This window comes from Azonexus sp. MM2026_4, from assembly GCF_055901855.1.
Window position 1 is genome coordinate 653,592 of the sequence record NZ_CM148380.1, and the last position, 22,391, is coordinate 675,982.

The window sequence follows — 22,391 nt, forward strand, 5'->3', positions numbered from 1 at the left end:
TGCAGTGACGCCAAGTGAACCATTGCGGGGGGGATGCCCTAGCGCTTAATGCAGGCATGCGTAAAGGCACTGCCGTCTCGGGGCTCTGACCTCGACAGTTGGGTCGCACCGTGCCTTGCCTTCAATGACGGTCATTTGACCATGCTGCGGTCAGTCTTCCCTGGTGTCCACCTCAGACAGTAAGGGCACTCCGAACACACTTGGTGGGCGATCCTTTCGCGCTACCTCGTTAGGAGAATCACAATGGCCAAGAACACGAAGGGGCTTTCACCCTCCAATGCGCCCAACACCAAGCCGGCCACGGCGGAGCAACTGATCCAGTTTGCCCGTGACAAGCGCTTTCTCCTTGGCAGCGATCCGAACGCGATCCAGATCGTGCCGGTGCCTGGCGTTGTGACGCCGACGCGCGTGGCCTTCGGCCCGCCGGTAATACGCAGCGCCGACTTCCTCAGCCTGGAGATCGGCCTCGTGAACCTTCGCGTCGAGGTCCCGGCCGCCGGCAAGGGCATGCCGATCCTGATACCGAGCGGCAGGGGCCGCGCCTACATCGTCCTGCGCTTTCCGCCGCAGTCGATTGCCGAACAGGTCTTTTACGAGACGCCGGATCAGAACGTCAAGGATGTCGACGCCTCGGTTCCGCCGGGAACCAAAACCGAACCCGGCGGCAACGAAACGCTCGCCGATCCGCCGATCAAGTCGCGCATCGCCGGCCGCAGCCGCGTGGCCTTCATCTACGACGAGAAGCTCCTTGCCAAGGCCGGCATAGTGCGGATCGAGTACACCCTGGCCGGCATCCTCGAAGCCTGCCGCCATCTGCCGCTGAGCATCGCCCGCAATGCGCAACGGCAGCCGGTGGTCCGGCTGGTGGTCGGCGGCAAGTCGAGCCTGCTCGGCGCTCAGCGCCGGTCATTCGGCAAGTTCCCGGTCAGCAAGCGGGCGGCGGTGCTGGCCGATACCCTGCGCAACCAGCAGTTGATTGCCCGCCACGGCGCCGATGCGGCCAACCTGCTGCTGCGCCGCGCCGAGTTGAATGCCGAGACGCTCAACGCCCACCTGCCGACCACGGCGCAGAATGCCCAGCGCGCCGCCGGTCGATCGCCCCGTCCGGAGCATTCCGCTCCGCTCTACGGCACGGCGATTGCCGCAGTCAGCGCCATCCGCGCCAGCCGTCTGCAGGTGGCCTTCGCGCCGACAACGCGCTTTCTGATCCAGCCTCCGGTCCCGCACAAACCGACGGCAACCGAAACCGCGCTGGAGATGCCATTCCGCCTCCTGCTGTCGCCCAACGAGTCCGGCCGCTTCGTGCATGATCCGCAGGCGTTCGCCTTTCCGGCAACCGGCCGCACGCCGATTTGGCATAGCAGGCTGGGCACCTACGAGAACGGCGCGGTGCTGGAAGGCCCGGGTTCCGGCACCGAAGTTCGTGCCATTTGGGCGCGGGTCGGGCCGGAATCGTCGCCAACCTATTTCAACGGTGCCTGGAGCAACCGCGTCAATGCCAAGCACACCGAACAACCCGAACACAGCAACGAACCTTTCCGCGCCACGCTGGACGATTTCGACCGCTTCAACATCGTCCACCTGTCGAGCAATTTCAGCCTGGTCGGCGGCGACACCGAGCCGATCGAGTGCAAACGATTGATGTTGTCCGCCCTGGGCGGCTGGATGGACGTGCGCGGCGCCTGGAAAGTACCGGACGGCCTGGCGGTGGAGGAGTGGGTACACCAGTCCACCCAGGCACGCGACCATTACGTCAAGGTGGTGTACAAGGGCTACCTGCTGCCTTTCGGTCACCGTGTATCGCTGGTCAAGGTCAGCGAGCGCAAGTTCCATCATGCCAAGGACCAAGGCAACCCCGCCTACCTGCGCCAGCGGATGTTCATGATCATCCGCGAGCCGGTGCGCGACTTCCCGGTCATGCATCTGGCTGGCGACACGCCTTATGGCCGCTACTATCATCGTGAGTTCCCGTTCGCGCGGGTGCGCATCCTGACGCGGGTGACGCCCAACCTGGCCGATCCTGCCCTGACCGATATCGATAACAAGCTGCAGTCGCTGTTCTGGCCGGCGGTGCCGGCCGCTGGTCAAGCGCAAGGCATCGCCCCCTATGCTTTCAGCTACGTCGGCACCGACCTCGACGGCAACGAGGTGAAATTCAAGCTGCCGGCGATCTTCATCGACAATACGCTCGCCAACCCCGGCAGCGACCCCGGGCGCTTGCTGGCCGAGGGCAATTTCAAGAAGGCGCAGAAAGCCTACCTCGACCCCGGTGCCCTTAGCTGGCGCACTGCGGCCTTTGGCCGTCAGCGCGTGGCGCTTGCCGCCAGCCACAAGCCGGGCGACACCTCGTTCGAGATGGTTAATGTCACCTTCGGCGCCGAAGTTGCGCAATTACGTTTTGATTCCGCCACGCAGCACGGCCCTCTGATGTATCCGACCTTCGCCTCGGCGGAGGTGCGCATTCCCTGCCTGGCCTACCTGGCCGGCGGCGACGCCAGCAACACCGTGACCTGGAACCGGGACTATGTCGGTCAGGCGCAAGGATTCAACGCCGGCGAGGTGTTCCTCGACGTCGAACCGGGCGGCGGCGCCCTCGACTTTTCCAAGCAGGGCAACCGTTCCGGCGGTTTCGTCCAGCCCAACCTCGCGCCGTCCGGCGTTTCACGCCTGTCCGGACCGATTTCCGGTGACGTCGGCCAGTTCGGCGGTGGCCAGTTCAAGGGCAGCGATTTCTTCAAGTCGCTCAGCCCCTTGCTGTTCGGTTGCATTCCGCTGGGCGAGGTGATCAGCGCCTTCAACATCGACTCCAGCAACCTGGGCAAACTGCCCAAGTTCGTCACCGAGGCGGCAAGCGTCGCCCAGACGGTATTCACCACCCTTGGCCAGACGCACGACCTGGCCGGGTCCCTGCCGTCGCTTGCCCAGAGTGCAGTGGCAGGTGCGTTGCGGCAGGCGGTTGCGCTGGCCATGCACGAACTCGCCGCGCAGATCGCCGTGCTCGATGTCGCGACTGCGAGCATCGCGTCCCTGATCACCGCCGCCGAGAACGCCGCCAATACGGCCGCCGCCACCTTCGAGTCCGCAGCCAATGCAGTCGAAAATCCCGCCGACCTGAGCAACGCGCTCAAGCCGCTGACCGATGCGCTCGCGCCGCTGCTGGCGGCGACCAGCCAGCGCCTCGCCGAACTGCCGGACGCCGGGCTGTCGGCGACGGTCAACACCATCGTTGCGCAGCAACTCAAACCGCTCGCCGCGCGTATCGCGCAGGTCCAGAAAATCGTCGCCGATATCCAGAAGCTGCCGGACTTGATCGATGCTGCCGCCGACCTTGCCCAGCAGATCGGTTGCCTGCTGGTTCCTCCCGACCAGTTGAAGGCGCTGCTCGATAACCCGCTGGCGCTGCAGCAACTGCTGGACAAGATCAATGCGGCGCTCGCCACGTTCCAGCCGCTGATGGCGGGCATCGCGCTGTTCGAGGGAGCCCTGAAGAAGACTGTGCTCGACGCCCTGAATGGGCTTGCCGCCATCACCGCCAAATCCGACGAACTCATCGCCCTGTTGACGGCGCTGTTCGGCGATCAGATCACGGTGCGTTTTGCCTGGCAGCCGGAGATCGCACCCTGGCCAGCGCCCGGCTCCTCGCTGTACGGCAGCCTCGGCACCCTGTTCAAGCCCAACGACAAGAAGGCCTTCATCATCGCGGTCGAGGCCAAGGTCAAGAAGAGCAGCGGCGAGGTCAAGGCCAGGGTGCAGTGCGCATTGCGCCACTTCGACCTGATCCTGCTCGGGGAGAAGAACGCCTTCATGGGTTTGGCCTTCGAGAAGATCGAGTTCAACGCCGATTCCTCGCTGAAGATGGATGTCGACGTGGTCCTCGACGCGATCCATTTCCTCGGGCCGCTGAAATTCGTCGAGACCCTCAAGGATCTGATCCCGCTGGACGGCTTCAGCGATCCGCCGGCGCTGGACATCTCTGAGAAAGGCATCGACGCCAGCTTTTCCCTGTCGCTCCCCAACCTCTCGGTCGGTGTCTTGAACCTCAGCAACCTGTCGCTGGGCGCCGGCTTCTGCGTGCCCTTCATCGGCCAGCCGCTGTCGGTACGCTTCAATTTCTGCACGCGCGAACAGCCTTTCTGCCTTACGGTGGCCATGTTCGGCGGTGGCGGCTTTTTCGGCCTGACCGTCGATCCGCATGGCGTGCAAGTGCTGGAAGCCTCCTTCGAATTCGGTGCGGCCATTGCCATCGATTTCGGGGTCGCTTCCGGCGGCGTGCACGTCATGGCCGGCATCTATTTCCGGATGGAAAACAGCGCCTGCTCGCTGACCGGCTATTTCCGGCTGGGTGGCGAAGTGGAGGTGCTGTGCATCATCTCGGCATCGCTGGAGCTCTACCTCGCGCTGAGCTATCAGTTCGATACCGGCAAGTGCTGCGGCGAGGCGACCCTGACCATCTCCGTCAGCCTCTTCCTGTTCTCGATCAGCGTATCGATCCATTGCCAGCGCCAGTTCGCGGGCTCCAATGGCGACCCGCCGTTCGCCGCCCTGATGGGGCCCGATGAGCCACTCACGCTCGACACGCGCTACCCGTGGCGCGACTACGTCGAAGCCTTTGCCTGAACAACCGGAGAAAGAAAATGGCCATCAAGGAAAAACTGGTGTGGACCGTGCTGCCCAACGGTTTCGACGCGGAAGGCCGGCCCTGCGTATCCATCGTTGTCTCGCCGCGCCTGTCGCCGACCTCGCCCGACGAGCAGCGGCTCGATGGCTACAGCGATATGATCGACTGGCCAAAGACCCTGCAAGGCATCGAGTTCGGCATCCGCATCGACGGCCACGAGCACGCTCTCAACGTGACCAGCCGGCCCGACAGCGCCACGTGGACGCGCATCTTCACTCCCGATCTGTGGGTTGACGCTTTCAAGTTTACCGATCTCAGCCGCCACAATCTGCGCTCCTTTCCGGTTCGCCATCTGGTGCGTTTCCTGAAGGATCACTACGGCGACCTGGCGCGCAGCAACGGCCTGGAGCGGCCTCCGCTTTTCCCGCTCGACAGCAGCCCGCTGGGGCCGATGATCGGCGCCGCGTCCGGCGGCCGTCTGGGACGCGAATATGGGCACAGCGACAAGAGCGGCGTGCCGCCCGGCATCGGCCATCTGCTCACCGGCGGTAGCGTGGACAAGACGGTCGGGTGGAGCTATTTCGGGTCGGACAGCCGGCATGCGCCGGAATCGGTGCGCGGCATCGACGGCAAGCCGATCAAGAATAGCAAGGGCTATCGCCGCCGCACCTTGCCGGCCGATCTGCCTGCCGACCTCGGCGGCGAATTCGGCGGCAGCACGGCCGCCTACGCGCTGTATCAGGCCAACCGCTTCTATTCCCGGCCCGAAGCGCAACAGGCCTATCGCTCGCACTCTGACCCCAAGGCCGTCAAGGCCTTGATCAAGACGCCGAGCTTCGACTTCCACAAGCTGGTCGCTTCGTTTGGCGATGCGCCAAGCATGATGCGCCGCCTGGGGCTGGTCGTCAACGCGGTCATCGACGATGACGGGAAACTGCTCGCCAAGTTGCAGGCGACCGGCCCGGCCGGCCTGCAAGGTGCGATGTCCTTGCTTCTCAAGCGCAGCGATGGCGATCCGGCCGGTGTTGAAAACCACCTGCCGCGCACCGCGTGGCGCCTCTTGCCGAACCGTTTCGTCGTCGCCGCCCGACCGGGCGGCGACCATCACGATGGCCTGCTCGCGCTTGCCGGTGCCGGCGATGTGCTGCGCAGCGTCGAGCTCGGCAAACACAAGCTCGAACCCAGCGCATTCAACCTCGTGCAGGTCGATCCCGACGGTTCGGCGCACAAGATGGTCAACTTCGCCAACAGCATGCTGACCCACATCCAGAAAGTCGCCAACTCCAACGACCCGGAGGCCCTCAATCAGCCCGGCAAGCTGACCTACACCACCAACGCCAACCGCGAGAGCACGCCGGCCTTGCGCTCCGGCGGTCTGACGGTGATCCGCCACGACCGCGCCACGACGGTTGCCGACGACCTGATCGCCAGCGACGTCAAGAATGACGCCTTTGCCGACCCCAGCACGTCGGACGGCATGCTGCTCTATGCGGAAGACGTGCTGCGCGGCTATCGCGTGGATGTGCGCGACGGGCACCTGAAACGCTGGCGCGGGCTCTGCCGACGCATTGCCAGCTACCGCTACGCCGACGACCGCAGCAACGTCTTCGACCCGGACGAGCAGCGTAACCAGGTTCGCGACGAGGGCTATGTACGTGGTGCCTCGACGACTACCCAGGTAAGTCCCGACGCGGTCGACAACAACATCGGCACCCAGGATCACTATCTGCACGAAGCCGTATTCAAATGGACGGGCTGGTCGCTGGTGGCGCCGAGACCGGGCAAGCGCATCGTGGCGAAAAACGAGCACGGCCTGATCCAGGAGGAGCGTGCCGAAGCGCACGATGACGGCGACCAGGCGATCGGCGCCGGCAAGGTCCTGACGAGCACGGCGGTTGAGCCGAATAGCCTGCCGCGCCTGCGTTTTGGCAACAGCTACCGGCTCCGGGCGCGTGTCGTCGACCTGGCGGGCAACGGCCTTGCCTGGAACGACAAAAACATCGGCGACCTGGAGCAGGCCAGCGACGAGATCGTCTACCGCCGCCTCGAACCGCTCGACCCGCCGGCCCTGGCCTTGCAGGCGCGCCTCTCCGAAGGCGAGTCGCTGGAACGCCTGGTCATCCGTTCCGACGTCGCCGAAGACGCCGGCAGCTACAAGCCGCAGAGCGCCGCCGACTACCTGAAGGGCGCGCCCTATGCCGACAACAATCCGGCCAGCAGCGGCTTTACCTACCAGGCATTGAATCTGCGGCACGTGGTGCCGCCCAAGACCTCGCAGTTCATGGCCGAGCAGCACGGCATGTTCGAGCAGGCGTTCGATGCGGCCGGCAGCGCCGGCGGACCGGCCGCCATAAAGACTGCCTACGAGACCATCGTCGGGCTCGAAGCCGGCACGCTCTACGATGGCGGCGCACCGGTGCATCTGATCACGCCGGCAAAGAACGGGGTATCCCTGGAAGACAAGCTCGATCCGCCGCCGGGCGAGGGCTTCCGCCTGGAGCCCGGTCAGTACGTGATTCACACCGAGGATTTCCTGAAAACGCCCTATCTGCCCGACCCGCTGGCCGCTGCGGTGGTTCTGCGCGATGTACCCGGCGTCACCGAGCCGATGGAAATCGACAAGGACGACGGCGTATTCGCCGAGTACATCACCGACACCGAGGAACTGGTTCTGTACGTGCCGTTCACCGGAACTGCCGAAGCACACGATGTCTGGCCGCATGTCCATGGCTTCCGCATCGCAGTGGCGGAGGCCGACGAGTCCATCGACGCGCCCCGCTTCATCGACGACTACAATGCCAGGAAGTCGGCGCCGTGCTGGGACGGCAAGACCCGCACGCTGACCGTCTTTCTGCGCAAAGGCGAGATCGCGCCGGTGCGCTACGCCTGCGCCGTGCGTACCGATCTGGTCCACCATCTGGCCCTGCCCGAGTGGGTGGGAGCCAATCCTCCGTGGCCGAACCCCGGCCTTCTCGCCACCTTCGGCGCCCACTGGATGATCACCCCCGACCGCACGCTGACACTCGTGCACGCCACCCAGCATCCGGTCTGTCCGCCCGCTTTTGCCAACCTTCATCAGACTCGGCCGGACCTGGCGACCTATGCCGACTTCACGCGCGAGACCTTTGTCCGCTACCACGCCCGCAGCACTGCGCAACTCGAGGTTCTGGCCGAATGGATGGAATGGGTAGACGACGAGGCAACCGACAAGCCGGTGCGGCGCAAGGTCAGCGCCCGTCTAAAGGAGGTGCAAATCGCCCAGCCTTCGGTTGGTTCGCCCGATCCGATCAAGTTCGACTACGCCTTGCTCGGCACAGCGACCGAGGAGGGCCTGCGCGTCCATCTGCGCCACGAGTTCGGCGACCACAAGTTCCGCTTCATCCAGTACCGGCTTCTGGCCACTTCCCGCTTTCGCGAGTACCTGCCTCCCGAATTGACCGCAAAGGACGATAACATCACGCGGCTCGGCCCGGTCTGGGTCCGCGACCGCCTCACGCTGCCGGCCGGCTATTACGACGAAACGTTGGACGGGGCCATCTCCGCCGAATGCGGTGCCCCCTTGCTGCGGGTCGATGGCGATCCGCAAGCTCAGATCGTGCGTGCCTCGGGTCGTCCACAGTCGCCCAAGGTCGTCTATCAGGTCCCTACGCAGACCTGGACGTCGAGCGACAACGGCGCAACGCACAGTGTTGTGCGGCAGGGCAACTGCCTGCGCATCTACCTGGAGCGTCCCTGGTTCGCGTCCGGCGAAGGCGAATTGCTGGGCGTCATCGTTGCCGCCGCCGATGGCAGCCAGAAGACGCTCGCCGACCTGGCCGCCCACCCGGAACTGGAACACCTGGTCAGCCAGTGGGGGCTGGATCCGATCTTCGACTCCGACCATCCCCGTGCGGCAGTTACCGCCGCCGCCTTCCCGGATGCCGTGTGCAAGCTCGACACCTGGTTGCCGGAAGCGCAGCGCGACGTCACAGTCTGTGGCCACCGGGTCTATTTCGATGCCGAACGGAAACAATGGTTTGCCGATCTGCGCATCGAGGCCGGCAACAGCTACATGCCCTTCGTGCGCCTCAGTCTGGCGCGCCTGCAGCCACACGCCATCGACGGCATGGCCTTGTCGGTTCCCGTTCAGGCCCCCTTCGCCTCGCTGCTGCCCAGGCGCCGCATCGACTGGCGGGAAATCAACGGCGTTTTCGACTTCAGCGTCTATGGCCCGGCACCGCGCCGCGGCGCCGGCTCCAGCCAGGCCTATCTGCCGGGGATGCCGCCTTTCCTCCAGGCGCTGTTCGGGCCCGGGGCAGGGCATAACCGCATCGAGGTCGCGGTGCAGAACCAGGCGGCAGGGTACGACACCGATCTCGATTGGCGCGACGTGGAGGAGGGCGCCAAGGCGAGCGGCGATGCCGTCCCGCACCAGTCGAATCAGGTTCTGCTGCAGTTCGCCACGCAGGCCATGCAGGCGAACCAGCCGTCGGCGGCGATGACCGAGCGGTCAACCAGCGCTTTGCGCGCGAAATCGCGCCTCGATCCAGGCCTGATCGCCCAGCTGATATCGATCGAAGACTGTATCTGGAAGGGCCGCATCGCCGTGCCGGAAGAACTGCGCAATGGTCGCACACGGCTGGTGCTGCGCGAATTTGAACGGCACTTCTCCGATGACATGGAGACGGTCATGCCCCTGGGAATCGTGCGCAATGCGATAGTGGAGCGCCTAGTATTCGCCCGCGAGTTCTACGTCCTCGGATATACGCCAACAGAGTGACGGCGGTTGCGTCTCCGTGAGACACATGGCGAACCTTCGAAGGTCGAGGAGGCCACTGGAGTTTCTCAGGGTGCGTCTGGTGCCGGCACTGATCCGGCTGATGTCAACCGGCGCTTCGAGGGGGGGCTGGTGTTCGCCGGGCAGGCTATCGAGGGCCGGCATCATCGCCCGTTCGCGAATTTCCAGCGCCGACAGCAGGGTGCCGATGCGCACACTGCCAGCACTCGCCAGAGCGCCTGCTTTTGCACCTTCTTGTTTTTCTTCTCGTGCCTGATTCCGATCGGGCGGCTGTTGTTCCACTGACGGCTATTCCTCGTACAGCGCCTGCATCCACACGGCCAGGCGGCCAAAGGCATCGACCGGCGCCGCGTCATTCCGCAGCCAGGCGGCGAGGCGTTCGGCGCCTTCGAGGTAGCCGGCCTGGCGCAGACGCTCGGCGAGCGCCTGGCCACGTCCGGCATAGTCGGCGGGCAGGCGCCGCTGGCCCAGATGCACGGCTTCGGCCAGCCATTCGAGGACCTGCTCGGCGAGCGGGAAGGTAGCGGTATCGAGATCGAGTTGCGGCGGATTGGCGGGATGAATGGCGCCGTCCACATCCGGCACGATCAAGGTGTCGGCGCTCAGCGACCACGGGTCGCAGACCACGACGCCGCCCGCGAAGCGCACGGTGCCGGCGATCTGGCGTACCGGCCCGTATTTCCCTTCGGCGGCGGCGAACAGGATGTTCATCGCCTGCGGGGCTCCGGCATCGTGGCTGCGCTCCAGATAAAGCGTGCCACCATCGTCGGCGAGTTCGACTGCAGCTTTCCAGACCTGAGCGCCGGCCGCCCAGGCCTGGCCGAGAAAACGTTCGATGCGAAAAACGTGGATGTCGCGCACGCGATGGCGCGGGCGCAGGAAAAGCGGCGGCCGTTCGGCCTGGCTCGCGGTCAGTGCCTGCAAATGGCTGACCGCCATCGGCACTGGCACGTCATAACGCCCGGCATGCGGCATCAGGGCCGTCTTGCCGCCGCGTCCGGCACCGAGGACCAGGCTGCCGTCGGCGCGGCGGCGGGCGACGGCGGTCAGCAACTGCCCCCGGGCCACGGCTCGCACGCTGAGGCCGGGACTCAGGCTGCGTCCGGGCAGGGCCTCCGGGTCGAGCGTTTCTTCGCTCGTTCTCGGCGTGAAGGTCTTGTCGAGGAGCAGGGCCGAGCCGGTGTCGGTATCAGCCAGCAGGATGCTGGCGACAATTTCCTGCGGATTGCCGCGCAGGCGGGCGCCCAGCGAAACCAGCCGGGTTTGCGCCATGGCCGTTTCCATGGCTTCGCCGATGCCCAGGCTGAAGGCCAGGCCGGCGCCTTGTCCACCGTCGGCACGCGGGCGGGCGAACAGTTCGCTGGCCAGGGCGAGGGTTTCCCTTTCGCTGTAACGGGCGCTGCGTCCGGCGTAGGCGTTGATCTGGGCTTCGAGCGCTTGCAGGGCCAGGGTCAGCCAGGTAGCGCCAGCCTGCTCGGCAGCGCGCAAGGCGGCCTCGATGCTTTGCAGGTAGGGGCCGGGGCCGGCGGTGATGCCTTCGCGCAACAGGCGTTCGAGCAGCGCATCGCAGGTCTCGTTGATGGCCAGGAGGGCGGGCGCCGGCTGGGCACTGGCTTCGCCCAGCCAGACCCGCTGGGCCGATTGTTCGCGGCCGAGGCGAAAGGCCCGGACGGCGAGCGCGACGTGCGCGCAGTTCTGGCCGAGCGCGCAGTCGCAGCGGGCGTAGGCGATTTCGCCCGGGACCAGGAAACGGACGGTGGCCATGGGCAGGCGGGCCGAAGGCACGGCGCCGTGATCGAGATGGATTTCGAGCGGCTGGCGCAGCAGGCGGGCCAGTTCGTTGCGCCCGCTGGCCGAGAGAAGCGCGTTGACGCCGGCTTCGGTGAAGTCGGCCGGATTCCAGGCGGTGGGCGGTGCCGGCTCGGCGGCGGCATTCCCGCTGTCGGGTTGCCCTGCTGCGGCAGCTTGGTAGGCAAGAACGAGGGCGACGCGATGCCGGCACATGCCGCTGGCCGGGCAGGCGCAGGTCGCATCACCCGGACTGCGGCCGGCGGCGAGGCGGGTCAGCGTGCCGTCGGCAAAGCGGGCCTCGACGGTGCCATCTTCGCTTTCAGCCAGTTGCGGTCCCTGGCCGGCGGCCAGTTCGCGCAAGCCGCGCTTGACCAGCCCGGCGTTCGCCAGTTGGATCAGGCCGTCCTGCGTGAGGGCGAGGAGATCGGTGCGGGTCGGTGTCATCATCAACTGCGGATTTTCTCGGCCAGCCAGGCGGCAAGATGGCCGGGGGTCATGGCACCGACCTCGGCGCCGGCCGCCACCAGGCGGGCGGCCAGGGCACGGTCGTACACCGGATTGGCCCGGGAATCGAGCGCGGCCAGCCCGAGAAACAAGGTTTTCTGGCTGGTCAGGGCGCGTACGCGGGAGAGCAGCAGGTGTTCGCTGCTGCCTTCGTAGAAATCGGAAATCAGCACGACGATGCTGCGCGCCGGATGTTCGATGAGTTCGGCGGCGTAGGCCACGGCTTTCTGGATATCGGTGCCGCCGCCGAGCTGCACTTTCATGAGCAGTTCCACCGGGTCGCTGGCGTCGTCGGTGAGGTCGACGATCGCCGTGTCGAAGGCGACCAGATGTGTGCGGATGCCCGGCAGGCCCCACAGGCAGGCGGCGGTAACGGCTGAGTGGATGACCGAATCGAGCATCGAGCCCGACTGGTTGACGAGCAGGATGACCTGCCAGGGTTGCAGGCTGCGCTGGTTGCGCGCGTAGAAATGCAGACGCTCGACGACCATGCGCCCGGAAACCGGGTCGATGCGCCGCAGGTTGTCCTTGAGCGTGCGCCGGAAATCGAGGTTGCGGGCGAACTTGAGGCGGGTGTGGCGGCGCCGGTCGAGCACGCCGGAAAACGCCTGCTGCAGATCGCGGGCCAGTGCTTCCATGAGCTGCCGGACGACGGCCTCGACCAGCTTGCGCGCCATGGCCAGCACCTCGGGATTCATCAGGTGCTTGGTGCGCAGCACGGCCTTGAGCAGGGTTTCGTTGGGTTGCGCCCGGGCCAGCACTTCGGGATTGGTCACCACGTCGTCGATTTCGAAGCGCTCGATGGCGTCGCGCTCCAGGCGCTCGATGGTTTCCTGCGGGAACAGCCGGTGGATCTCATTGATCCACTCCGGCGTGGTCAGCGCCGAGGCCTCGCGTCCGCCCTGGCGGCGTTCGAAAACGCCGCGCTCGGCGAGTTCCGGATCGCGGCCGTAGAGCCAGGCCATGGCGGCATCCATGGCCTGGGCTTCGGCATCGAGGCCGCCACCGCAGGCGGCATCGGCCGCTTCGCCGAGAATCAGGCGCCAGCGGGTGAGGTGCGAGGTTTCGAGGGGCGGATTCATGGCCGGCGCCGGACTCAGGTTTTGGCCATGTCGGCCAGGCGGCCAAGATCGCGCAGGATTTCGCTGGCAGTCACCGGGTCGAGCTCGGCAAACTTGTGCTGTTGCTTCTGATTCCAGCGCCAGTCGTTGTCGTCGAGCGTCACTTTGCCCAAAGTCTGGGTCGAGTCCTCGTATTCCATGCCGCCGACGATCAGGCCGTCGGCGAAATCGAGCAGCGCCCAGCCCTGGCGGCCATCGGCGAACTGCACCTTGCGCTGTATCCACCAGATGCCGCCGCCGTCCTGCGGCGAGCCCAGGCGCCAACTGCCGGTGGCGAAGCCGCGCAGTCGCTTGGAGTCGACCTTGATGCCGGCAAAGCGCGTCAGTTCCAGAACATCGAGTTCGTCGACAGCCAGAGCGTGGGCATCACGCCCCAACTGGGCGAAGGGCTGAGCGATTTCGTAATCGCCGAACAGGTTGCCCCAGGCGTCGCGCTGTTCCCCCGACATCTGCAGCGGATGGACGAGGCCGATCAGGTGGCTGGCGGTGTCGCTGAAATCGATGTCGAGCGCGTCGTCGAGGGCGTCGGCACAGGCCAGGTCCTCGGTGATGCGGAACAGGATGCGCGGGGCGGTAGCCGGGCTGCGGTCGTTGTAAACGCCCCAGACCAGACGCTGGGTCAGGTTGCGGATGAGCGGATGCTGGACGAAGAAGGTTTGGAACACCGCCGGCGGAATGCGCCGGCTGGTGGCGAGCAGGCCTTCGAGACGGGCGATCTGCAGGCTGGCCACCGTGCGCACGTCCTTCTTGAGCGTGCTCCAGCGGCTGGTGGCCGCGGCCGCCAGCTCGGCATCGTCGCTCTTGTTGGGTTTCGGCAGATCCTTGAGACGGGTGCCGTTCTCGTCCTTGACCCAGGGTTTGAGGAATTCGTCGAAACCGACCCGGAAGCGGCGCGGCCCGAATTCGAGATCGAGGCCACCGCGTTCGTCGAGATCGAAATCCGGCACCAGGCGGTCGGCCAGTTCTTCGGGCGACAGGTCGCGTGCCTCGGCCAGCGCGGCGATCTTCTCGCGGGCCTTTTCCTGCAGGCCCTTGAACTTGAGCTTTTCGGCGATGCCGTTGAGGTGCATCAGCGCGACATCGCTGCCGATCATGGCGAGCACGTCGAGCCCCTGGACGGCGCGGGCATGGGCCGCTTCGCCCGGCCATTTGCGGATCATCGGCGTCAGCCGGCGGGCGGTTTCGTCGTCACCGAGCCAGCCCAGGGCGCGCAAGGCCCAGTTTTCCTTGCCGACCGCACCTTCGGTCAGCCAGATCGAGAACAGGTCCCAGGCAAAGGCGGCGAGGCTGCCGGCATCGCAGGTTTCGCGCAAAAGGGCGATGCCGACATAGGGCTCGTCGGCCGGGCTGAAAACGAGCATTTCGGCGACGGCGTTCATCGTCGCATCGGGCAGGGCGCCGCCGGATTTCAGTTGCGGGCGGCTCAGGCTGCCCGGCACGAACCAGGCCGGCAGCTTGGGCGGCTTGGCCGGCACCTGGTCGAGCGGGTCGCGGGCCATGACCTGGGCGACGGCGGTGCCGACTTGCGGGTCCTGGCGAGCATAGAGGGCGACCACCGCGTCGAGTTCGGCTTGCAATTCGGGATTTCCGGCCAGCAGCCAGCGCAGCGCGAATTCGGCGGCATCCCGTGCCGCGCCGGCCTTGCCGACGGCGTCGGGAATCAGGCCGACAAGGGCGTGCCGGGGATGGGCGAGCAACCAGTCGATGGCCAGTTGCTTGGCTTTCTTGAGCTTGAACATGGCGCGCGCGGCAAGCGGCGCAATCGCGGCCGAACCGACCGTCCGGGCAATTTCCAGACCGCCGAGCGGATCTGATTCGATGGCTGACAGCAGACCAGGCAGGATTGCCGCGCCAAAGCGGGCGAGCATGGCCTGGCCGGTATCCTCAATGCCGTAAAGCCGTTCGCGCATGGGCTGGGTCTGTTCCCAAAGACGCAGTGCCACGGCCTCGGGCAAATGGATGAGCGCCCGGTAGAGGTCGGTATACGGATGGTTGTAGTAGATGCGGATGCTGGCGGCGTGCAGTTGCTGAATGCGCGTGACCAACCAGGCAGCAACCGCTGCCTCGCTCTCCGTTTTTTGGGGAATCGGGGTTTCCGGCTCGGGCAGGTGCGGGTGTTTCTTGCGTAGTTCGGCTTCGCTGTTCTGGATGCTATGCACGACGCCGCCGACCTTGCCGAGCTGTTCCGCCCAGTTGCCCCGTCGCGTGGTGGCCTGTTGCAGGATGGACTGGCGCTCTTCGTCGCTCAGCGAGCAAGTGAATGGCATGGCTTCGGGAAGGAGCGCCAGCACCAGGTCATCGCTGGTCTTGCGCTTGGCCTTGTGCCAAGGCGGCTGACGGAGAAATTCCGGCAATTCTTCCGGCGTGGCGAGCCGGGCGGCGCTGGAGAGCAGCACATCAAGCTGGGCAACGGCGCGTTCGCTCAGGTCGGCAACCCAGTCACCCAGCGTCTCGCTGCCGTATTCCTGGACGAGCTTGAGCAGGCGCACCCGCACCGTCGGGTCGGATCGGCCGGCATTGAACAGCGCGAGCAACTGGCGGGCCATGAAGCGCGGATGCACTTCGAGCGCCCGGTCGAGCGCCCGGCGTATCCATTTGTCGAAGGAAAGCGGCAGCAAGACGGCGAGCGCGTCGCTTTCCTGGCTGTCGATCATGGCCCCGGCGATGGTCGTGCGGGCTTCCTCGCTGGCGTAGAAGAGTAGCCAGTCGAGCGTCGGGATCGGCGAAATGCCCTGATCGGCCGCCGTGGCCAGCACGGTGGCGGCGGCGCAGCCAGGGGCGACGAAGCTGTAGGCAAAGTAGAAGTGATAGTTTTGCCTGCTCAGCCAGCGCGGATCAAGACTGGCGCCGGCTTCGGCGAGCAGCGGGAAAAAGGTCTGTTCGCGGAGCATGTCCGGACCGGCCTCGGCGGCGCGGCGCAGGATATTGGCCGGTTGGAGGGCGTGGTGCTGCCCCGGTCGGTCGTCGGCCAGCATGAAGCACCACGTCGCGCCGTGCTTGAGATCGCCCTGGCTGGCAAGGGCGGCAAGACTCCATTCGAGCGCTGCCTGATAGTCGGCCTCCGGCGCCTGGACCAGGGCCTGGCGCATGGCGGGCCAGGCCGCATCGGCCCAGGCGTTGTCGCGGTAGTGGGTGCGCCGGGCGCTGAACTGGGTGCTCAGGGCCGGTACGAGTTGAACAAGGTAAAGCGCGCCCTGTGCGGCAAGCAGCCAGGTCGAAAAATTCTGCACCACGGCAAAATAGGTGGCATGAGCGGCCTCGTCGCCCCGGTAGCCCATTTCCTTGGCGATGACGTCGTCGAGCGCGCCGAACCAGGCGGCGGCCTGCTCAAGCGGCAGTTTATCGGGCGGACCGGCGAGCATGGCTTCAAGTTTGCTCTTGTGCTTGAACTGGGCGTCGGTCTTGGGCTTGTCGACATAGGCGCGGATTTCGGCCACGAAATCGGCCCAGGCGGCCTCCGCCGCCGGCAGCGCCGGCCCGGGTCGCGAGCGGGTGGGCAGCGGTGCAGCATCGAGCAGGCGGGCATCCGGCGTGGCGGGCGGGGACCGCAATACCGGTTGGCTGACGACCGGGGGTTCGATGACTTCAAGTGCGGCAACAGGGACAGCCGGCGCGGCCGGTGTTGAGCGCGGCGCGGCGGCGGCTTTCGGGGCAGCGGCCGCGACGGAGGTTACGGCCGCCGGCGAGGCGCTGCCGCAGGCGAGGTAGCCCTTGCCGGTCTTCTCCTTGACGAGCTTGTTCTTTTCCTTTTCGGCGGCCTCATGGCTGCCGAAATCCTTGTCCTTGGATTGCCCCTGGGTGCCGATGCGGCCGAAACGCACGTTCAGGGTGCTGCCGGTGACGGCAACTTCCCAGAATTTATCGGAGTTCCCGTCGCTGAATTCGTAACGTTCCAAGTCATTCTCCCTTTTCTTTTTGCGTCAAATCGTCTTGCGTCAAATGCGTTGATGTTTCGAGGCCGAAGCGGCTCAAACGTTGGCGAACCCGCTGTTCGCAGGCCATGGCGGCGGCCTGGTCGGCGATGCTGTTGCCCTGGCGCATCCAGGCGAAGGCCTGGATTTCTGCCTCGGCAGGGCAGTGGCCGGCGTTCTTGAGAATATTGCGGGCCAGGCGCTCGCGCTCGCGCGGCGGAAACCAGGCGAAGGCGCCGCGCAGGGCGGGCAGGGCGCGCAGGAAATCGGCATGCGGCCAGTCGGCGACCAGATCGTCGATGGCGCCCAGGGTATCGGCGGCAGCGCCGATTTCCTCGCGGGCCAAGGCAAAGAGGCCGGCGAGGAAATCGCCGAGCGATTCCGGCAAGCCGTGGCGCCGGATGTGTTCGGCCGGATGGTAAGCCTGCGGCGCCGGGCTCGGGCTGGAGAGCAGAAAGCCGAGGGCAGCGCCGGCCAGGGCGGGCGGGGTTTCAGGGTCGGCCAGACGGCGCGCAAAGACTTCTCCGGCAAATCCGCCATCGAGTTGCAGCCCGTCGCCGTGGCGCAGCAGATCGCGGCAGGCCTGCACGGCGCGGATCGGCGCCAGCCCCGTATCGTCGCCGACGCCTTCGATGAGCCAGAGCATGCGCTCGAACAGGCTTGCGCAGAGCGGCCGCAGATTGTCGTGCAGCGTCGCGCCGAAGACTTCGCCGTAACGGTAGAGTTGCACCAGGCGCAGGCCGGTCGTGCCGAGCGCGGCCAGTTCGTGGCTGGCTTCGATGCTGGCCACCAGTTCGTCGGTCAGTTGGCCGCCGATGCCGAGTAGGCCGGCAAAGGCGGCGTCCGAGACGCATTCGGCGAGAACGTCGAGCTTTCCCGGCTGCTCGGCAGCACGCGCCTGCAATCGGGCGGCGGCAGCGGCGGGCAGGGTGCCGCCCCAGATTGCGGCCTCGATCAGGCTGCCCTGCCAGTCGGGATGGGTGTAGATATCGAAACTTTCGCGCAGTTCGCGGGCATCGGTATGCTGCGGCCCCTGGCGGCGGACGATGCCGGGCAGGCCGAGGATGCGCAGCTGGTGGAGGGCGTGTGCCCCGGGCCGATCCTCCGCCTGATGCCAGTCCAGTTCGATGCTGCGGGGCTTGATGACCGGCAGGAGGTCGAGCGCACCGAGGCGAGCCTCGACATCGGCGATCAGCGGCGGCAGCCGGGTGGCGGCAGCGAGTTGCCCCTGACGCTCGCCGGACAGGGCGCGCAGCATGGCAATCAGGATGGGCTCGGCGCCGCGCCTGACCTTGCCGGGCTCGGTCCAGGCCGGCGGGACATCGAGCGCCTCCTTGACGATGCAGGCCAGGGCGGCATCGAGCAGATCGGTACGGAGCAGGGCGCGATGGCCGCGCAGGCGGGCCAGAGCCTGGGCATGGGTTTGCCAGGCGATGAAATCGGCCGTGCTCAGCACCTGCCCGGCCTGGCGCAGCGCCTGGGCGATATTCCGCATGGCCCAGTCGGCGGCGCTCTCCAGACCGTCGGCAAAAACCTTTTCGTAGTAGGCCGGCGATGGCATGCCGGCCGCGTAACCGGTGAAGCGATCGAGCCGGGCGTAGCTGTAGGGCACGAGATAGCTGCCGACCCGCGCGCCCTCCGGCGGCAGCGGCACAAGCGGCCGCGTGCCATCGGCCTCGCCGGCATGACGGCGGATCGCGCTGCCGTGCCAGCCGCCGCAGACCACCACGACGGGCCGGCCGCCGGCTTCGCGCAAGGCCCAGGCGGCGTGCTGCCCCATGAAGCGTTCCCGACCGTTTTCAGCGGGATCTTCGATACCGTCCGGGCGCAGGCCTTCGAAATAGGTCGCCAGCACGGCATCGAGTTCGGCCGCCTCGGCCTGCTCGGCGAGCGTGTCCCAGAGGGCGTCGCGGCCTTCGGCGCCGAGCGTCTGCATGAGGTTTTCGTCGATGGCCCGGGCGCGGGCGTCGAGCCCATGCGGATCGGCATAGCGATTGGTGCGTTCGCCGAAATCCGGATGCCAGGCGGGCAGGTCGCAAAACAGCGGTGTCGCGCCGGTCTCCCAGGCCGTCTGCAGGGCCAGCCATTCCGGCGAATAATCGCAGAATGGGCTATAGGAGGCGCGCGAGCATCCTGGCTCGGCATGAAAACTGTAGATCGCGACGGGCAGGTGGTGAGCGCCACGCAAATCGTCAATGTGCGGATTGAAGTCGGCCGGGCCTTCGATCAGCACATATGCCGGCCGCAGGCGGCGGATACCGTCGCGCACCCGCCGGGCGCAGGCGGGCGAATGGTGGCGCACGCCGAGGACGTGCAGATTGGCGGGCGGCATGGCCCCGATCACGGCAGACACGAATCCGGCTTTCAGCCCGGCAACTGATGACGCGCGGCGTAGAACGCCCGCCAGGCAGCGCCCTGGCGCTTGGCTGCGCGCTGATCGAGATAGCGGCGCAATTTCTTCAGGTCGTCGGCACTGTCCTTGGCCGCGGTGCCGGCCAGGCATTCGACGATATCTTCCGGCGTGCCGCTGTCGCCGCGCAGGAAATGGCCGCGCACACCCACGGCATGGGCAACGCTGACCGCTTCGGCGGTACTCATCACGGAAGACAGGCGCTCCATGCCGGTGCCGTCGCCCGAAACCCCTTCGCGCAATTCGCGGAAACAGGTAACCAGCACTTCGAGAACATCGTCGGCCGGCGCCTGCGGGACGCCGGAGCGGGCCAGCAGGCGCGTCGCTTCGCGTTTGACCAGGGCCAGTTCCTCGTCGGCGTTGCGGATCGGAAAAACGGTTTCGAAATTGAAGCGGCGCTTGAGGGCGGCAGACATGTCATTGACGCCGCGGTCGCGCGTGTTGGCGGTGGCGATCAGGTTGAAACCTTCGCGGGCGAAAAGCATGCCGGCGTCGCCCGGCAATTCCGGAATCGCCAGTACGCGGTCGGAAAGAACGGCGAGCAGGGCATCCTGGACTTCCAGCGGGCAGCGGGTGATTTCCTCGAAGCGGACGATCTTGCCCTGCCGCATGCCCTGATAAAGCGGCGCCGGTACCAGCGCCTTTTCGCTCGGTCCGTCATTGACCAGCATGGCGTAGTTCCAGCCATATTTGATCTGGTCTTCGGTCAACGAGGCGCCGCCTTGTATGGTCAGGGTCGAATCGCCAGCGATTGCCGCCGCCAGCAGTTCCGAGAGCAGGCTCTTGGCGGTGCCGGGCTCGCCGATGAGGAGCAGGCCGCGCGTCGTGGCCAGGGTGATCATCGCCCGTTCGACCAGGGAGGCCGGGCAAACCAGCTTGGGCGAGCAGTCCTCGCCGCCGAGGATGAAGCGGCGCACGGCCTTCATCGACATCTTCCAGCCCGGTGGCCGGGGGGATTTGTCCGTCTCGCTCAGGGCTTCCAGTTCTTCCCGATAAGCGATTTCGGCCGGGGGACGTTGCCAGTCGGTCTGGCTGCTGGAAATGAGCGAAGCGGTCATGCGATTGTTCTCGGGACGGAAAAGTGAGCAGGGATGAGTTATTTCGCCGCGCGCCCAGTGATGCCTGAATCGGCGAAAATCGGGCTTAATATACTATTCGAATATGACCATCGGGTGCCGCTTCACAAAATAAATGCAAACGGCCTGCCCCGGTTCGGGCGGCGTTTTTTGGCTATTCAGAGAACAAGGACTAACAAGGTGATCGCCAGCCGGCAGGCTTCCGACGACGATTTTTCCCGCCCAGAGCCAATCTGGTGCGATCTGAGTTACGCGTTGTTAAGCCTGCCGGATGACCCGGCCGAACAGGTATTGCGCCATGCCCAGTCGCAGTATTTTCTGAGGCCAAATCCTTTTGGCGAACCGTGCTTGCAAGTCCTCTGCATTCTTGAGCGATTTGATAAAACTGGCGCATTGGCCGTCATTCGCGCCATCAGCCAGGAAAAAACCAAGCGTCCGCTGCCGCTCGTCGAAATGATCGAGAGCGATGCCCTGGCCATGCCGCTTGCCTGGCTTTTCTGCCGCAACCGTTGTGCCAAGCAGGAGGCCCTGGATTGCCTGTTGCGTTTTCCAGAGGCGGCGATGCGGGGCATGCTGCCGGTCGCCTTCTGTCCTGACAATACCTTGCGCCCGATCGCCAGGCAAACGCTGACATCGTCTGATGTTGAAGGCAGGCGGCGCGATACCGCTTGCGCTGCTGCCCGAGAGCCTGATGCTCCTCATGCTGAGCAAAGCCGACGAACCCTATGCCGGGCTGACTGTATTGCAGGCAAACGTCACAGCGGATTCGCTGGCGCGGCTTGGACAGACGCTCTTCAAATGGTGGCAGGACAACGATACGGCGTCCAAGGATCGCTGAATGTTCGAAATCCAGGGTTTGATCGGCAACGACGAAACCGCGCGCCAGCTCAATCTCGCCTTGCGCCAGTGGCGGGCCGGACTGAACCGGGTGCGCGCCTACGACGCCCTGAACATGCTGCTCCAGATCGGCAGCGATGTCGCCCTGATGTACCTCCATCTACTGCACCAGCAAACACGTTTTAACGACATTCACGAGCGGGCGGGACTGTTGATGACCACGCTGGCCGAGGAGCGCAATCTCAGCGCCGAGCAACTGGCCGACCGCACCGTGCCCGATCTTGGGCTGGATGCGCAGGGCAGCTTGCTGCTCGATTTCGGGCCGCGACAGTTTATCGTCAATTTTGACGAATCTCTGCTGCCTTACGTCAAGGATGGCGACGGCAAGCGGCTCAAGGATCTGCCCAAACCCGGCGCCAAGCACGACGAGGCGCTGGCCAGAGTGGCGGTTGCGCAATACAAGGGTCTGAAAAAGCAGGCGAAGAGCGTAGCCTCGGTTCAGGTCAAGCGCCGAGGGTGTGCAGAATTTTGTGTAAACGGACTTTTGGCAGGAGACTGCCAACTTGTCTGGAGTCACGATGAGCAAGAAGAAGCACGACGTACCTGAAGAACTGCTGGCTGGATTACTGGCCAACTACAAGAAACCAGAGGACCTGATAGGTGAAGAAGGGCTGCTCAAGCACCTGACCAAGCTGGTCGTGGAGCGTGCGCTGGAAGCTGAGATGACCGAACATCTCGGCCACGGCAAGCATGACTCGGTGGCCAATCAGGCGGGGAACACCCGTAACGGGAAGAGACGGAAGACGCTCAAGGGCGAATTCGGCGAGTTGCCGAATGAGGTGCCGCGCGACCGGCACGGCAGCTTTGAGCCGCAGTTAATTCCCAAGCACCAGACCCGCTGGGCCGGTTTTGACGACAAGATTCTGTCGCTCTACGCCCGCGGGATGACAGTGCGTGAAATCCAGGCGCATCTGGAGGAGATGTATGGCACCGAGGTCTCGCCCAGCCTGATTTTTTCCGTCACCGATGCGGTCAGCGATGAAGTGAAGGCTTGGCAATCGCGGCCGCTCGACCCGATTTATCCCATCGTCTATCTCGATGAGCCTGCGCAAGCTGACCAAGAATCGTGGTTCATTCCCGAGCGACGAAGCGCTGCTGAAACTCTTCTGCCTGGCGCTACGCAAAATCAGCAAGAAATGGACAATGCCCATTCGGGATTGGAAAGCTGCACTCACCCGTTTTACCATCCAGTTCGGGGAGCGTTTCGCCCTGAACTGAGTTCAACCCCGTTTACACAAAAATTCGGCCCCCCCTTTGCTTGAAGGGGGAATTCGTCAAATCCAACG

At 65.5% G+C, this 22,391-nt stretch carries 11 protein-coding genes and 1 pseudogene; 5 read left to right on the plus strand and 7 right to left on the minus strand.

What is annotated here, in order from left to right; genetic code table 11:
• Nucleotides 1-243 precede the first annotated feature (243 nt).
• A complete protein-coding gene (locus tag AC0KWY_RS02915; protein ID WP_474028149.1) occupies nucleotides 244-4,617 on the plus strand; it encodes a hypothetical protein in 4,374 nt (1,457 codons plus the stop codon).
• A gap of 17 nt (nucleotides 4,618-4,634) precedes the next feature.
• Nucleotides 4,635-9,377 (plus strand): hypothetical protein, encoded by a 4,743-nt coding sequence (locus AC0KWY_RS02920; RefSeq protein WP_474028150.1) that lies wholly within the window; start codon nucleotides 4,635-4,637, stop codon nucleotides 9,375-9,377.
• On the opposite strand, the gene AC0KWY_RS02925 is transcribed toward AC0KWY_RS02920, so the two are convergent.
• From AC0KWY_RS02925 to AC0KWY_RS02955, 7 genes are all read right to left on the minus strand, one after another.
• On the minus strand, nucleotides 9,327-9,677 hold the full coding sequence (locus AC0KWY_RS02925; protein WP_474028151.1) for a hypothetical protein: 351 nt from the start codon (nucleotides 9,675-9,677) through the stop codon (nucleotides 9,327-9,329). The two genes, AC0KWY_RS02920 and AC0KWY_RS02925, sit on opposite strands and share 51 nt — an antisense overlap.
• 6 nt (nucleotides 9,678-9,683) lie before the next feature.
• Nucleotides 9,684-11,630 carry an SWIM zinc finger family protein gene (locus AC0KWY_RS02930; RefSeq protein WP_474028152.1) on the minus strand — a complete coding sequence of 649 codons (1,947 nt, stop codon included), beginning with the start codon at nucleotides 11,628-11,630 and terminating at the stop codon, nucleotides 9,684-9,686.
• A gap of 2 nt (nucleotides 11,631-11,632) precedes the next feature.
• A complete protein-coding gene (locus AC0KWY_RS02935) occupies nucleotides 11,633-12,772 on the minus strand; it encodes a VWA domain-containing protein (protein ID WP_474028153.1) in 1,140 nt (379 codons plus the stop codon).
• A 14-nt stretch (nucleotides 12,773-12,786) separates the two neighbouring features.
• The gene (locus tag AC0KWY_RS02940) at nucleotides 12,787-16,707 is read right to left on the minus strand and encodes a DUF4132 domain-containing protein (RefSeq protein ID WP_474028154.1); all 3,921 of its coding nucleotides are present in this window, start codon (nucleotides 16,705-16,707) and stop codon (nucleotides 12,787-12,789) included.
• Between the two features lies 1 nt (nucleotide 16,708).
• Nucleotides 16,709-19,054 carry a DUF5682 family protein gene (locus AC0KWY_RS02945; protein ID WP_474028155.1) on the minus strand — a complete coding sequence of 782 codons (2,346 nt, stop codon included), beginning with the start codon at nucleotides 19,052-19,054 and terminating at the stop codon, nucleotides 16,709-16,711.
• A gap of 32 nt (nucleotides 19,055-19,086) precedes the next feature.
• Nucleotides 19,087-20,190, minus strand: a complete 1,104-nt coding sequence (locus AC0KWY_RS02950) for an AAA family ATPase (RefSeq protein ID WP_474028156.1) — start codon at nucleotides 20,188-20,190, stop codon at nucleotides 19,087-19,089.
• A gap of 276 nt (nucleotides 20,191-20,466) precedes the next feature.
• Nucleotides 20,467-20,910, minus strand: a complete 444-nt coding sequence (locus tag AC0KWY_RS02955; protein WP_474028157.1) for a hypothetical protein — start codon at nucleotides 20,908-20,910, stop codon at nucleotides 20,467-20,469.
• Here AC0KWY_RS02955 and AC0KWY_RS02960 point away from each other — a divergent pair.
• From AC0KWY_RS02960 to AC0KWY_RS02970, 3 genes and pseudogenes are all read left to right on the plus strand, one after another.
• Nucleotides 20,900-21,046, plus strand: coding sequence for a hypothetical protein (locus AC0KWY_RS02960; RefSeq protein WP_474028158.1), 147 nt, complete (start codon nucleotides 20,900-20,902; stop codon nucleotides 21,044-21,046). The genes AC0KWY_RS02955 and AC0KWY_RS02960 overlap by 11 nt on opposite strands.
• A complete protein-coding gene (locus tag AC0KWY_RS02965) occupies nucleotides 21,047-21,652 on the plus strand; it encodes a hypothetical protein (protein ID WP_474028159.1) in 606 nt (201 codons plus the stop codon).
• Nucleotides 21,624-22,323, plus strand: a pseudogene (locus AC0KWY_RS02970) (transposase). The gene AC0KWY_RS02965 and the pseudogene AC0KWY_RS02970 overlap by 29 nt, the downstream one beginning before the upstream one ends.
• Nucleotides 22,324-22,391: the final 68 nt, after the last annotated feature.